The sequence below is a fragment of the Brevirhabdus sp. genome (assembly GCF_052826345.1).
Window position 1 is genome coordinate 1 of the sequence record NZ_JBRBUA010000006.1, and the last position, 12,889, is coordinate 12,889.

The following is a 12,889-nucleotide window of genomic DNA, read 5'->3' on the forward strand; positions in this document are numbered from 1 at the left end:
AGTCACTGTCATGGTGTTTTCCCCCACGTCGAGCTTTCATTCGGTTCATTTCGATCCGCGCGGCTTCTGGCTTCAGAAGGGCGGGATTTTCGGCAAGTCCACGCGCGGAATGCCGTTTTTCCGGCTGATCGGATTTTCCGCACGGGTCCGGGAGGAAGCGCGCAGGCAATCCATCTGGCGTCCGATGGGCGAGAAAGGTTGAGTGTGCGGCGAGGTTGGGGAATAACGGAGATACGGGCAGGTGCCCGTGTTTTCAGGCCTGGAAAACCATGCGGCGAAATCCATGCGGCGCGGCGCAGGTTTCTTCTGTCGAAAACACCGCAACAATCGGGCAGCGCGGTTGTTGCGGAAAAAATTGTGAGAGTTGAGTTATGAAAAACAAAGTCACGAAAGCCATTTTCCCCGTCGCGGGCATGGGAACGCGGTTCCTGCCGGCGACAAAGGCGATCCCCAAGGAAATCCTGACGTTGGTGGACCGCCCGCTGATACAATATGCCATCGACGAGGCCCGGGCGGCCGGGATCAAGGAGTTCATTTTCGTGACGTCGCGTGGGAAAAGCGCGCTTGAGGATTATTTCGACCACGCCCCCGAACTGGAACATTCGCTGCGCAAGAAGGGCAAGGACGAACTGCTCGAGGTGCTGAAGACCACCAACATGGACAGCGGCGCGATCGCCTACATCCGTCAGCACAAGGCGCTGGGGCTGGGGCACGCGGTCTGGTGCGCGCGTCGGCTGGTCGGCAACGAGCCCTTTGCCGTGATCCTGCCGGATGACGTGATCGCCGCCGAGACGCCCTGCCTGGCCCAGATGACCGAGGCTTTCGCCGAAACCGGCGGCAATATCGTGGCCGCGATGGAGGTGCCGCGCGACCGTGCCCGCGCTTACGGTATCCTCGACGTGAAAGAAGACATGGGATCGGTCGTGTCGGTCAGGGGCATGGTCGAAAAGCCCGAAACAGGCACCGAGCCGTCGAACCTGGCGGTTATCGGGCGCTATATCCTGACGCCCAAGATCATGCAGAACCTCAACAGGATGAAATCCGGCGCGGGCGGGGAAATTCAGCTCACCGACGCGATCGAACAGGAAGTCCGCAATGGCGGAGAGGTCTTCGGCTACCGCTTTCGCGGCCAGCGCTTCGACTGCGGATCGAAAGCGGGGTTTCTTCAGGCGACCGTGGCCTTCGGTCTGTCGCGTCCCGATCTGCGCGATGAATTCGGCGCCTATCTGACCGGCCTCACCCAGCAGCAACAGGCGGCGGAGTAGGAATGCCCCCATCCCGCGACGATCGGGCGGACGCTTCGGCCCCGCGCCCCGTGGTTCTGGTCACGGGCGGCGCGGGCTATATCGGATCGCACGCGTGCAAGGCGCTTGAACGCGATGGGTTCCTGCCGGTGAGCTATGACAATCTGTGCACCGGCTGGGCCGATGCGGTGAAATTCGGCCCGTTGGAACAGGGCGATCTGCTGAACCGCAAAAGGCTGGATGAGGTCTTTGCGCAGCACCGGCCCGTCGCCGTCATGCATTTCGCCGCCCTGTCGCAGGTCGGTGAATCGATGGCGCAGCCGGGGAAATACTGGCTGAACAACGCGCTCGGCTCGCTCAACCTGATCGAAGCGGCCACCGAGGCGCAATGCGGGGCCTTTGTCTTTTCCTCGACCTGCGCCACCTATGGCGATCAGGACGGCGTGGTGCTTGATGAGACTGCCGCGCAGCTGCCGATCAACGCCTACGGCGCCTCCAAACGCGCGATCGAAGACATGCTGGCGAATTTCGGCGAAAGCCACGGCCTGCGCAGCGTGATCTTTCGGTATTTCAACGTGGCGGGCGCCGATCCCGATGGCGACATCGGGGAATTTCACCGGCCCGAGACGCATCTGATCCCGCTGATGCTGGATGCGATCGACGGGCGCCGACCGGCGCTGACGGTCTTCGGCAGCGATTACGACACACCCGACGGCACCTGCATTCGCGACTACGTGCATGTCAGCGATCTGGTCGACGCCCATGTGCTGGGGCTGCGCTATCTGCTGGAAGGCGGCAACAGCCGGGTGTTCAACCTGGGCACCGGCACCGGCTTTTCCGTGCGAGAGGTGGTCGACAACAGCCGCGCCGTCACCAACCGCGACGTGCCGATTGTCGAAGGCGCGCGGCGCGCGGGCGACTGCACGCGCCTGGTGTCGGGCAGCACGCGCGCCAAGGCCGAACTGGGCTGGGCGCCCCGCCGGTCCGACATGGCGACGATGATCGCGGACGCCTGGCGGTGGCACCAGAATGGCCATTACGACCGCTGACCCCGACATGCGGCTGCTGGACCTGACCCGGCTCTTGTCGCGGGCGGGACGCGGGGCGATGACGGGGGTGGACCGGGTGGAGCGCGCCTATCTGGAGGCGCTGCTCGACGATCCGGCACCCTGCTGCTTTCTGATACGCACCGCACGGGGCTTCCTGCTGCTCGATCGGGAGGCGGGGCGCGTTCTTGCCGGTCATTTCGACGGCGCCCCCTGGGGCGCGCGCGATCTGCTGGCGCGCCTGTCGCCGAAGCTGGGCAAGATGCGCCAGCAGGCCGAGGCGACGACGCGCCGCCTTGCCTTCGCGCGGGCGCGGCGCGGTCTGCGAGGGGGCGGGCGCGGGCTGGCGCGGATGCTGGCCCGACATCTGCCGGCGCGGACGGTCTATTACAACGTCGGCCACAGCAACCTGCGCCACGATACCTTTTCATCGCTGAAAACCCTGCCCGGGCTGCGGATCTGCGTGCTGCTGCACGATACCATCCCGCTGGATCACCCGCAGTTTCAGACGGCGCGCTCCGTCGCAAGGTTCAGGCGCAAGTTGCAGGCGGTGGCGGATCACGCCGATCGGATCATCTACAATTCGCACCAAAGCCAAAGCGATGCCGAGCGGCACCTGGGCGCGATGGGCCGCTGCCCGCCGGGGGTCGTGGCGCATCTGGGCATCTCGATCCCGCTGTCGGGCTCGGCAACCGCTGCCGATTTCCCGCCGACCGAGCCCTATTTCGTCGTGCTGGGCACGATAGAGCCGCGCAAGAACCACGCCCTGTTGCTTTCGATCTGGGAGGAAATGGCCCAGGATCTGCCGCCGCAGGCGCTGCCCAGGCTTTACATTCTGGGCAGTCGCGGGTGGATGAGTGAGGCTTTTTTGCAACGCCTGGAGGAAAGCCGCCTCTACGGGCGCAGCGTGATCGAGATGCCGGGCGCTTCCGACGCGACGGTCGCGGCGTTGCTGGCGCGCGCGCGGGCACTGCTTTTTCCCAGTTTCGCCGAAGGCTTCGGCCTGCCCGCGATCGAGGCGGCGGCGCTGGGCACGCCCGTCCTCTGCGCGCCACTGCCGGTTTATCGAGAGTTTCTAGGCGACTATCCCGTTTACCTGCCCCTGGATGAGCGATATCTTTGGCGGCAGGAAATTGAGCAAAGAAGCACGCGGACAGACGCGGCCGGGGAGGCAGATCGAAAAGCGGCAGCCACGGTCGCGCTTCCGACCTGGCGGGATCATTTCGAAACGGTTTTTGCCCGGACGTGATCCGCCGCGCCGCCAAGACGGGCTGCTTCGCGGGCGATCGGAATGAACAAGGCATGAGCGCGTTGACGTCCTACCGGCTTCGGCTTCAGCGGAAACGCTGGCGCATCCGCGCCATGCGCAAGCGCCGCGACCTCAAGCCCGTGGTCAACCGCACCGGCGCGATCCGCAACGGCGACATCCTGGTTTTTTCGACCCTGCGCAACGAACGCGCACGGCTGCCCTATTTCCTGCAATATTACAGGGAACTGGGCGTGCAGCACTTTCTGTTCGTGGACAACGGTTCCACCGACGGATCGGCCGAATACCTGTCCGACCACCGCGACGTTTCCGTCTGGACGACCGGGCAAAGCTACAAGCGCGCGCGGTTCGGGGTGGATTGGCTGAACTGGCTTCAGATGCGCTATGCGCACGGGCATTGGGCGCTGGTGGTCGATGTCGACGAATTCTTTGTCTATCCGTTCTGTGACACGCGCCCGCTCAACGCGCTTACCGACTGGCTGGATGCCTCGTCGATCAAATCGTTTGGTGCGATGCTGCTCGACATGTACCCCAAGGGCAAGATCGACGGCATTCCCTATCAGGAAGGCCAGAACCCCTTTGAAATCGCGTCATGGTTCGACAGCGGCAATTACAAGATCAGGCGCAATGCCCGCTACGGCAACCTGTGGATACAGGGCGGACCACGCGCGCGCGCCTTTTTCCCGGACAATCCCGAACGTGCACCCGCGCTCAACAAGATCCCGCTGGTGAAATGGCATCGCAGCTATGCCTATGTCAGCTCCACCCATATGCTGCTGCCGCGCGGTCTGAATCTGGTTTACGATGAATGGGGAGGGGAAAAGGCCTCCGGCTGCCTTCTTCACGCCAAGTTTCTGGACACATTCATCGCAAAATCAGCCGAAGAGCTTCAGCGGCGTCAACATTATGCCAATTCTCATGAGTATAAGGCCTACAACGAAGTGCTGAAGGACAACCCGGATTTCTGGTGCAAATGGTCGGAGAAATACATCAATTGGCGCCAGTTGGAGATTTTGGGTTTGATGTCCAAGGGCAATTGGGCGTGAGGTAGGTAAGCGGTGAGCGTCGGTTTCATCATGCTGGTCCATACGGCTCTGGACCGGTCCAGCCAGATCATCAGGCACTGGGCCTCGCACGGCTGCCCGGTGGTGGTGCATACCGACAAGCGCGTGGGGCCCAAACGCTATCGCAGTTTCGTGGAATCGCTGTCGGATCTGGAAAACGTGCGCTTTACCGAGCGGCTGCGCTGCGAATGGGGCACCTGGTCGCTGGTGCGGGCCACGCAGATGGTTTCGGAACTCATGCTGGCCGAATTCCCCGAGGTGCGGCACATCTACTTCGCCTCCGGCTCTTGCCTGCCGCTGCGTCCGGTGGACGACCTGCGCAGCTATCTCGACCGCAGACCCACCACCGATTTCATCGAAAGCGTCACCACCGAAGACGTGCCATGGGCGGTCGGCGGGCTGGACCATGAACGGTTCACGCTGCGGTTCCCCTTTTCGTGGAAGCGCCAGCGCCTGTTGTTCGACCGCTATGTTGTCTGGCAGCGACGGCTGGGGGTGCGCCGCAAGATCCCCGACGGGCTGGTGCCGCATCTGGGCAGCCAGTGGTGGTGTCTGACGCGCCAGACCCTTTCGGCCATGCTGGAAGATCCCCGCCGCGCCGTCCACGACCGCTATTTCCGCCGCGTGTGGATTCCCGACGAAAGCTATTTCCAGACGCTTGCCCGGCTCTATTCGCGCAGGATCGAAAGCCGTTCACTGACGCTCAGCAAATTCGATTTCCAGGGCAAGCCGCATATTTTCTACGACGACCATCTGCAACTGTTGAGGCGGTCCGACTGTTTTGTGGCGCGCAAGATCTGGCCGCACGCGGACCGGCTCTATGAGACGTTCCTGTCCAACGACAGCGCCTCCATGGCGGAGGCCGAGCCCAGCCCCGAAAAAATCGACCGCGTCTTCGCCCAGGCGGTGGAGCGGCGAACCCGCGGGCGCACCGGGCTGGTGATGCAAAGCCGGTATCCCAACGAGGGCTGGGAAAACGGCAAGACCGCCGCGCCCTATTCGGTGTTCGAGGTGTTCAACGCCCTTTTCGCCAATTTCGAACATTGGCTGAGCCGCCGCACCGGGACCCGCGTGCATGGCAACCTGTTCCACCCCAAACGTGTGCGCTACGCCGGCAACGAGACGCTGTTCAACGGGGCGCTTTCCGACAGCGCGGCCCTGCGCGACTACAACAGCCATGCCTTTCTGGGCAATCTGATCTGGGCCACGCGCGGCGAACGCCAGTGTTTCCAGTTCGGACCCGGCGATGTTCAGGACATCAGCTGGTACATGGCCACCGATTCCAACGCCCAGATCAGCGTGATCACCGGCGCCTGGGCCTTGCCGCTCTTCCACTCGAACCGGAATTTTTCGGCCATCCGCAAACGCGCCGCGCAGCTGCAAAAAGTCGAATCGGCGCATCTGGATATCCTGCGTTCGCCGCACACCAAGGCGCGGGTGCGGATCTGGACGCTGGCCGATTTCGTGCAGGACCCGATGCACCACTTGCAATCCATCGTGGATGAGATCAGCCCCCGATCCGCCCGCAGGCTGACCGAAGTGCCCAAGATGGTCGACATGAACGGCTTTGGCCAATTTCTGCAAAACCTCAAGAATCAGGGAATGAAACCGATCCTGATGGGCGATTTCCCTGCCTCCAACGAGGTGTCCGCCGTTCCCGCCACTCCGCAGAAACCCTATCTCGTGAGGTGAGCCCGCGTGCCAAAATTCGATTACTTCGTCATTTTCGCCGAGATGCGGACCGGATCCAATTTTCTCGAAAGCAATTTGAGCCAGTTCGAGGAACTCGCCCTGCATGGTGAGGCCTTCAATCCGCATTTCATCGGACGCCCGAACCGAAAGCAGATCTGCGGCATCACCCGGGACCAGCGCGATGCGGACCCGGCCAGGCTGCTGGACAGGTTGATGGCCGCCGACGACCGGCTGCCGGGGTTTCGCTATTTTCACGACCATGAGCCGCGCATTCTGGACCGGATGCTGGCCGATCCGCGCTGCGGCAAGGTGGTGCTGACGCGCAATCCGCTGGAAAGCTACGTCTCGGTCAAGCTGGCCAAGAAGACCAAGCAGTGGATGCTGACCGACATGGCCGATGCGAAGACCGCGACGGTCACCTTCGATCTGGCGGAGTTCGAGGCGCATCTGGATCGGCTGCAAGCGTTCCAGATGCGCATTCTCCACGGCTGTCAGGTGGCGGGGCAGGCGCCCTTTTACATCAATCACGCCGATATCAACGATGTCTCGGTGTTGAACGGGCTGGCCGAATTCCTCGGGGCCCGCACCCGGATCGAGGCGCTGGAACGCGCGCTCAAGCCGCAAAACCCCGCGCCGTTACAGGAAAAGGTGGCGAATTTCGATCAGATGATGGCCGACCTGTCCCGGCTTGATACGTTTGATCTGAACCGCACCCCCCAGTTCGAGCCGCGGCGCGCCCCGGCTGTGCCGAGCTATTTCGCCTCCGCACGGGTGCCGCTGATGTTCCTGCCGATCAACGGCGGCCCGGTGGAACGGATCTGTGCCTGGATGGCTGCGCTGGAAGACGAGCCCGGCGCCGACGCGCTGCTGAGCGGGTTCAACCAGAAGACGCTGCGCCAATGGCGGCGCGACCATCCCGGCCACCGCAGCTTTGCGGTGTTGCGCCATCCGGTGGCGCGCGCGCATGACGTGTTTTGCCGCCGCATCCTCGCGACCGGGGACGCGGCCTATGGCCGACTGCGCAAGCAGTTGCGGCGCCGCTACGACCTGCCCGTGCCCGAGGGCGCGGTGGGGCACGACTGGGACGCCACCCGTCACGCGGCCGCGTTCGACGTGTTCTTGCGGTTCGTTGCGGGAAACCTCTCCGGCCAGACGGAAATCCGGGTGGATTCGGGCTGGGCCACGCAGGCGGCCGTGTTGCAGGGAATGCAGGACGTCGCCTTGCCCGACCGGCTGATCCGCGAGGAAACCCTGGAGGAAGAGCTGTCGGCATTGGCACGGGCGGTCGGGGTCGAAGCGGGCGCGCCGCCGCCGCCCGATGACCCGTCCCCCATCCCGCTGCGCGCGATCTACAGCGAACAGCTCGAGGACAGGGTGCGCCGGATCTATCAGAAGGACTATCAGACTTTCGGATTTACCGACTGGCGCTGAGCCGCGGCCCAGCCAGCCGCGGCCGTTTGCAGCCGGGCCGCCTGTGGTCAGGCGGCCTGCGATGCGGGTTCTTCGGTGAGGATGGCGAACAGCGTCGCGGGCGTCAGATTGGCCCGCAACTTGTTGCAGATGTCGCCGTTGCGCATCGTGCGCGATACCAGCGCCAGCGATTTCAGGTGATCGACGCCCGCTTCCTGCGGGGCGAACAGCGCAAAGACCAGATCGACCGGCTGCCGATCAACGGAATTGAACGGCAGGGGCGATTCAAGACGCATGAACACGCCCTTGACCCGGTCCAGCCCGGCAAGCCGCGCATGTGGCAAGGCAACCCCGTGGCCCACGCCCGTCGGTCCCAGGCTCTCACGCTCTTGCAGCGCGTCGAAGGCGCTGTTGGGGCAGATGCCATACGCGCTGGCGGCGAGCTCCCCCAACGATTGGAAGAGCCGCTTCTTGCTGGTGCTTTGACCGATGATTCGAATGGCTTCGGGTTTGAGAATGCTTGCCAAATCCATGGGTAAGATCGGCTCCCTTTACGCGTGGCGCTGTGTGTCAGCTGTTGCGGGAAGGGTCAATCCAGCCGATGTTTCCGTCATCGCGCCGGTATACGACATTGACCCCGTCTCGTCCTTCGTTCCTAAACACCAATACCGGGGCGCCCGCAATTTCCATCTGCATGACCGCTTCGCCCACCGACAGAGAGGGAACCTTCGTCTCCATCTCGGCGATGATCATGGGTTGCAGTGAATCCGGCTCGACCTCATCGGCATTATCAGATGAGGCGAGGATATAGGACGGCACGCCGGAGATTTCAACCGGCTGCGACCGGTCCCTGTGGTGGTTCTTCAGCCGCCGCTTGTATCGGCGCAACTGTTTTTCCATCTTTTCGCCGCACTGATCAAAAGCGGCATATATTTCAGTGGCATGCGCTTTCGCCTGCGCCGTTAGCCCGGTCGAAAGATGCACCGTTGCCTCACAGACATGCTCGTGCGCGCTGCGCGAAAAGACCACTTGGGCATCGGTCGGACGTTCGGCGTATTTGCCGACGATTCCGTCAAGCTCCGAACGGACGTGAGACTGAAGCGCCTCCCCGATGTCGATCTGCTTGCCGCTGATTTGATACCTCATGGCACCTCCTGAAAGTTAAGCCTGGTGAAACAGCGTGACGGCGCGCCGCGAAAGGGTGCGGCGGCGGAATCCGGAAAAGATAGGGGGCTTTCGCGCCCGGAATTACGGGGGCATCCTGTCAGCATGGCGGAAGACGGGGATGCCGGGGCAAAGGGAGAACCTTCTGTCATCGGAACCATTTGCGCCTATCCTGCCATGACCTGTCAATCCTTGTACTTTGCTGGAAATCGCCTAACCTGCCGCGGCAGAGTGGCGTTTCGACAGCAAAGACGCAGAACCGTTGCCATAGGATTAATGGCGGCCCGGGTCCTAAGTTCCCGTGTCTTCTTCAGGAAATCCGGAAATTTTCGCCAAGATATATCTTGCGCACGTTTTCGTCCCGGACGACCTGCTCGGTGGTGCCGCTCATCAGAACTTCGCCGTCGTGCAGGATATAGGCCCGGTCCACGATCGACAGGGTTTCGCTGACGTTGTGGTCGGTGATCAGCACGCCGATGCCGCGTCTTTTCAGGTCGGACACAAGGCCCCGGATCTCGCCCACGGCGATCGGGTCGACCCCTGCAAAAGGTTCATCCAGCAGCAGGTATTTCGGATCGGCGGCCAGACAGCGCGCAATTTCGACGCGGCGGCGCTCCCCGCCCGACAGCGACAGCGCCGAGGCGCGGCGCAGATGGCCGATCGAAAATTCCGACAGCAGCTCTTCGAGCTGGTCGCGCCGCCGGTTGCGCTTGCGCCCCGAGATTTCGAGGATGGCCATGATGTTTTCCGCCACCGTCATCCCGCGAAAGATAGACATTTCCTGCGGCAGATAACCGATCCCCAGCTTCGCGCGGCGGTACATCGGCAGGGTGGTGATGTCGCGCCCGTCGATGCTGACCTGTCCGCCCTCGGGCATGACCAGCCCGGCGATGGAGTAAAAGCAGGTGGTCTTTCCCGACCCGTTCGGCCCCAGCAGCGCCACCACCTCGCCGCGGCCCAGATGCAGCGATACGTCCCTGATCACCGGGCGTTTGCGATAGCTCTTGCGCAGCTTGACGACCGACAGGCCGACGTGCTCATCGGCCGACACCGCGTCGGGTGGCTGCGACACCTGCGCCTGCGTCATTTCCCTGTCTGAAGGATGGTCTTGACGCGGCCCTGCATCGTGCCGGTCCCGTCGTTGAGATTGACGACCAGCTTGCTGCCGGAAATCGCGCTGCGCGCCTGGGTCAGCAGCACGTCGCCGGTCACCACGATCTGACTGCTGCTCAGCGAATAGACGGCTTCCTGCCCCTCGATCGCCTCGTTGCCGTTGACGAAGGTGATGCCGCCGGACGCGACAATGCGGTCGATCTGGGTGCCCTGACCCTTGGCGTATTCGACGCGCATCTTGCCCGCAGTCAGGCGCATTGCGCCCTGACCGACGACCACATTGCCGGTGAACACCGCGCTGCCATCGGTCTGGTCGACGGCCAGTTGATCGGATGTCACCTCCACCGGGAGCGTGCTGTCGTGTTTCAGGCCGCCGAAGGCCACCTGGGCCCCCTGCGCCGAAACCATGGCGGGCGCGGCTGCAAGCAACGCGGCCGAAAGCGAAATCATGCGGATGCTGTTCATAATGACCTCATTTTTCAGGACCGTACACCAGTTTGACGCCCTTCTGGAATACCAGAAGCAATCCGCCCTGCGTTCCATCACCGGCGCCGGGCGCGGATGTCAGGGTCATGCTTCCGGCATCGAGCGTGCCAAACGGCCCCTCGGCCGTGATCGGCCCGGGGGAGGTCACCTCCGTCCGGTCGGTCGCGGTGGTCATCGCCTGACTGCGGATCACGTAGCCCGTGGAGGTGGCGATTTCCACATCCTGCTGCAAATCGACCTGCGCGTGATCCGAATCGATACGCCCCTCGCGCGCGGTAATGTCGATGGTGACGCCGTCGGGCGTGTCGATGCGCGCGTTCAGCTCCTGCGCGGTCGCGCGCGCCGGATTGGTCAGATCGGGCAGGGCGCTTGTCGCGGTCACGGAAATGGCCGCGCCGTCGCGCGTCATGGTCGAATAGGTCGGACGGCCCACCGCCTGCTTGCGCGCAAGCTCGGCCACATCGACCTTGGCGTAGGGGATCGAGGCCTCGGGGTCGATCCGCCGTGAGAACAGCACGAGCGACGACAGCAGCGCCAGCGCCGCCAGTGGCAGGATGATCTTGGCCCAGGACACGAACCGCGAATATCGGTTGTCGGCGCGTGCCATCGCGTCAGACGACCCCGGCGCGCAGGCAGTCGTGGATATGCAGGATACCCGATGCACGGCCATCCTGCGCGGGATCGACGACGAACAGACAGGTGATCTTGGCCCGGTTCATCAGCGCCACCGCCTCTTCGGCCAGCGCGTCCGGCGCGATGGTCTGGGGCGAGGGGGTCATGACATCGGCGGCCCGCAGCTCCAGCAGCCCGTCCATGTGACGCCGCAGGTCGCCGTCGGTTATGATACCGCAAAGCGCTCCCGCCTCATCCGCGATGCCGACCACGCCGAAGCCTTTCCGGCTGATGGCAAGCAGCGCCTCCGACATCGGAGCGTCATGGGCGATCAGCGGGATCTGCGTGTCGGCATGCATCAGGTCGCGCACCTTCGCCAGGCGCGCGCCCAGCTTGCCGCCGGGGTGGTAATCGCGGAAATCCTCGGGCGTGAACCGGCGGTGTTCCATAAGGGCGATGGCAAGGGCGTCGCCCAGGGCCAGCGTCATCGTGGTCGAGGTGGTTGGCACGATGCCCTTGTCGCAAGCCTCTTCGGCCGGGGGCAGCAGCAACCGCACATCGCTGCGCTTCATCAGCGTGCTGTCGGCGCGGCTGGCGACGCCGATCAGCGGGATGGAGAACCGGCGGGTGTAGGCGATCAGATCTGCAAGCTCGGGCGTTTCGCCGGAATTCGACAGCACCAGCGCCACGTCGCCGCGGGTCATCATGCCCAGATCGCCGTGGCTGGCCTCGGCCGGGTGGACGAAATGCGCGGGGGTGCCGGTGGAGGCGAAGGTGGCCGCGATCTTGCGCGCGATATGCCCCGATTTTCCCATGCCGGAAACGATGGTGCGCCCGCGCGCGCCCAGGATCAGCCGCACCGCGTCGGAAAAGCTGTCGTCCAGCGTCTTCGACAGCGCGACCAGCGCATCCGCTTCCCGCGTGATCACGCGCCTGCCGGCGCTCAGCAATGGGTCGGTCGGTGATTTGATCATGTAGCCTATCTAATGCGCAAATATGTCGATGTCAGGCCATCCGGCCAGATCCAGCCGGGCGCGCGTCGGCAGAAAGTCGAAACAGGCCTGCGCCAGTTCGCTGCGGCCTTCGCGTGCGAGCATCTCATCGAGGTGTTCGCGCAGCTGGTGGAGATACAGCACATCGCTTGCGGCATAGTTCAACTGCGCGGCGCTGAGCTCGGCGGCGCCCCAGTCGCTGGACTGCTGCTGCTTTGAGATATCCTGCCCCAGAAGTTCCTGCGTGAGGTTTTTCAGGCCGTGACGATCGGTATAGGTGCGCACCAGCTTGGACGCGATCTTGGTGCAATAGACCGGTTCGGCGAGCGCGCCGAAGGCGTTGTACATCGCGGCGATGTCAAAGCGCCCGAAGTGAAACAGCTTCAGGACCTGCGTGTCGCGCAACAAGCGGCACAGGTTGGGTGCGTCGGTCTGGCCGCGCGCGATCTGGATCAGATGGGCCTTGCCATCCCCGCCGGACAATTGGACAACGCACAGCCGGTCGCGATGCGGATGCAGCCCCATCGTTTCGCAATCGATGGCGACCACCGGCCCCAGGTTCAGACCGTCGGGCAGATCGCCCTGATAAAGATGCGGTTTCATCAGCCCTTTTCCTTTCTGCCCCAAAACCGATTTCCATTGGCCAATACTGGCTCGGCGCGGGCTTAGCAACTGCGCCGTCGGGGCGGCCACCGCCGCGGGAGCGGTGCCGACGGAAGCAGGGCCTACGTTACGCGCGCCTGCAGCCCGGGTGGCGCACGCGGGGGCGCGGTCTGCCGCGGCTGCCGAGATGCGACAC

The 12,889-nt window shown here is 63.7% G+C and carries 13 protein-coding genes and 1 pseudogene; 7 read left to right on the forward strand and 7 right to left on the reverse strand.

Translation table 11 applies throughout. The features are described 5' to 3' along the window. The 7 genes and pseudogenes from ACU0BR_RS00360 to ACU0BR_RS00390 form a co-directional block, all read left to right on the forward strand. Window positions 1–202 (forward strand): annotated as a pseudogene (locus tag ACU0BR_RS00360) (glycosyltransferase family 2 protein); the annotation flags it as partial. Between the two features lie 169 nt (window positions 203–371). Beyond that, window positions 372–1,265 carry a UTP--glucose-1-phosphate uridylyltransferase GalU gene (galU, locus tag ACU0BR_RS00365; protein ID WP_446154852.1) on the forward strand — a complete coding sequence of 298 codons (894 nt, stop codon included), beginning with the start codon at window positions 372–374 and terminating at the stop codon, window positions 1,263–1,265. A gap of 2 nt (window positions 1,266–1,267) precedes the next feature. After that, window positions 1,268–2,293, forward strand: coding sequence for a UDP-glucose 4-epimerase GalE (gene galE, locus ACU0BR_RS00370; protein ID WP_446154853.1), 1,026 nt, complete (start codon window positions 1,268–1,270; stop codon window positions 2,291–2,293). Further along, window positions 2,274–3,539 carry a glycosyltransferase gene (locus ACU0BR_RS00375; protein WP_446154854.1) on the forward strand — a complete coding sequence of 422 codons (1,266 nt, stop codon included), beginning with the start codon at window positions 2,274–2,276 and terminating at the stop codon, window positions 3,537–3,539. Before galE ends, ACU0BR_RS00375 begins: the two co-directional genes overlap by 20 nt. Before the next feature lie 53 nt (window positions 3,540–3,592). Then, on the forward strand, window positions 3,593–4,603 hold the full coding sequence (locus ACU0BR_RS00380; RefSeq protein WP_446154855.1) for a glycosyltransferase family 2 protein: 1,011 nt from the start codon (window positions 3,593–3,595) through the stop codon (window positions 4,601–4,603). A gap of 12 nt (window positions 4,604–4,615) precedes the next feature. Further along, window positions 4,616–6,313, forward strand: coding sequence for a DUF5927 domain-containing protein (locus ACU0BR_RS00385; RefSeq protein WP_446154856.1), 1,698 nt, complete (start codon window positions 4,616–4,618; stop codon window positions 6,311–6,313). Window positions 6,314–6,319: 6 nt separating this feature from the next. Continuing rightward, window positions 6,320–7,744, forward strand: coding sequence for a nodulation protein NodH (locus ACU0BR_RS00390; protein ID WP_446154857.1), 1,425 nt, complete (start codon window positions 6,320–6,322; stop codon window positions 7,742–7,744). A gap of 47 nt (window positions 7,745–7,791) precedes the next feature. Here the strand turns inward: ACU0BR_RS00390 and ACU0BR_RS00395 are convergent, their stop codons facing one another. The 7 genes from ACU0BR_RS00395 to ACU0BR_RS00425 all read right to left on the reverse strand — a co-directional run bounded on the left by ACU0BR_RS00395 (window position 7,792) and on the right by ACU0BR_RS00425 (window position 12,693). Then, entirely contained in the window at window positions 7,792–8,256 is a 465-nt protein-coding gene (locus ACU0BR_RS00395; RefSeq protein WP_446154858.1) for a PTS sugar transporter subunit IIA, read from the reverse strand. A gap of 37 nt (window positions 8,257–8,293) precedes the next feature. After that, window positions 8,294–8,869, reverse strand: a complete 576-nt coding sequence (hpf, locus tag ACU0BR_RS00400) for a ribosome hibernation-promoting factor, HPF/YfiA family (protein ID WP_446154859.1) — start codon at window positions 8,867–8,869, stop codon at window positions 8,294–8,296. Window positions 8,870–9,197: 328 nt separating this feature from the next. Further along, window positions 9,198–9,974, reverse strand: coding sequence for an LPS export ABC transporter ATP-binding protein (lptB, locus tag ACU0BR_RS00405; protein WP_446154860.1), 777 nt, complete (start codon window positions 9,972–9,974; stop codon window positions 9,198–9,200). Next, window positions 9,971–10,465, reverse strand: a complete 495-nt coding sequence (locus ACU0BR_RS00410) for an LptA/OstA family protein (protein WP_446154861.1) — start codon at window positions 10,463–10,465, stop codon at window positions 9,971–9,973. Before ACU0BR_RS00410 ends, lptB begins: the two co-directional genes overlap by 4 nt. Before the next feature lie 7 nt (window positions 10,466–10,472). Continuing rightward, on the reverse strand, window positions 10,473–11,093 hold the full coding sequence (lptC, locus tag ACU0BR_RS00415) for an LPS export ABC transporter periplasmic protein LptC (RefSeq protein ID WP_446154862.1): 621 nt from the start codon (window positions 11,091–11,093) through the stop codon (window positions 10,473–10,475). A 4-nt stretch (window positions 11,094–11,097) separates the two neighbouring features. Continuing rightward, the gene (locus tag ACU0BR_RS00420; protein ID WP_446154863.1) at window positions 11,098–12,072 is read right to left on the reverse strand and encodes a KpsF/GutQ family sugar-phosphate isomerase; all 975 of its coding nucleotides are present in this window, start codon (window positions 12,070–12,072) and stop codon (window positions 11,098–11,100) included. Between the two features lie 9 nt (window positions 12,073–12,081). Continuing rightward, a complete protein-coding gene (locus ACU0BR_RS00425; RefSeq protein WP_446154864.1) occupies window positions 12,082–12,693 on the reverse strand; it encodes a ribonuclease D in 612 nt (203 codons plus the stop codon). Between the last annotated feature and the right edge of the window lie 196 nt (window positions 12,694–12,889).

Coding starts and splice junctions, on each gene's coding strand:
- ACU0BR_RS00375 (WP_446154854.1), top strand. CDS start 2,274: ATGGCCATTACGACCGCTGACCCCGACATGCGGCTGCTGGACCTGACC.
- lptC (WP_446154862.1), bottom strand. CDS start 11,093: ATGGCACGCGCCGACAACCGATATTCGCGGTTCGTGTCCTGGGCCAAG.
- galE (WP_446154853.1), top strand. CDS start 1,268: ATGCCCCCATCCCGCGACGATCGGGCGGACGCTTCGGCCCCGCGCCCC.
- lptB (WP_446154860.1), bottom strand. CDS start 9,974: ATGACGCAGGCGCAGGTGTCGCAGCCACCCGACGCGGTGTCGGCCGAT.
- ACU0BR_RS00380 (WP_446154855.1), top strand. CDS start 3,593: ATGAGCGCGTTGACGTCCTACCGGCTTCGGCTTCAGCGGAAACGCTGG.
- ACU0BR_RS00395 (WP_446154858.1), bottom strand. CDS start 8,256: ATGGATTTGGCAAGCATTCTCAAACCCGAAGCCATTCGAATCATCGGT.
- ACU0BR_RS00425 (WP_446154864.1), bottom strand. CDS start 12,693: ATGAAACCGCATCTTTATCAGGGCGATCTGCCCGACGGTCTGAACCTG.
- ACU0BR_RS00420 (WP_446154863.1), bottom strand. CDS start 12,072: ATGATCAAATCACCGACCGACCCATTGCTGAGCGCCGGCAGGCGCGTG.
- galU (WP_446154852.1), top strand. CDS start 372: ATGAAAAACAAAGTCACGAAAGCCATTTTCCCCGTCGCGGGCATGGGA.
- ACU0BR_RS00410 (WP_446154861.1), bottom strand. CDS start 10,465: ATGAACAGCATCCGCATGATTTCGCTTTCGGCCGCGTTGCTTGCAGCC.
- hpf (WP_446154859.1), bottom strand. CDS start 8,869: ATGAGGTATCAAATCAGCGGCAAGCAGATCGACATCGGGGAGGCGCTT.